The sequence below is a fragment of the Pontibacter sp. HSC-14F20 genome (assembly GCF_019599265.1).
GTDB lineage: Bacteria > Bacteroidota > Bacteroidia > Cytophagales > Hymenobacteraceae > Pontibacter.
This window is the reverse complement of record NZ_JAHZTC010000096.1, coordinates 1-218: the sequence shown is the minus strand read 5'-3', so window position 1 is coordinate 218 and position 218 is coordinate 1. Positions and strand designations below refer to the sequence as shown.

Annotated in this window: 1 pseudogene; it reads left to right on the top strand. The window is 61.5% G+C overall.

Annotation, left to right across the window (positions count from 1 at the left end):
* A pseudogene (locus tag K3G39_RS20645) lies at positions 1-218 on the top strand (hypothetical protein); the annotation flags it as partial.

Sequence of the window (218 nt, the reverse complement as noted above, 5' to 3'; positions counted from 1 at the left end):
TGGCTGGATGCCTACCAGGTAGCGGCTATCTCCAGGGAGCGCAGGCAGATCGAGGTGCTCATCAAGTTCCTCAAGCAGCACCTGCAGCTCGAGCACCTGCAGCTCGAGCACCTGCTCACCCGGGACGTGAACGGCATCCAGGTCATGCGCTACATGACCCTGATCGTGGCCCTGCTGCTCATCGTCTACCGCAAGCTCAACAAGCTCGACAGCGACCG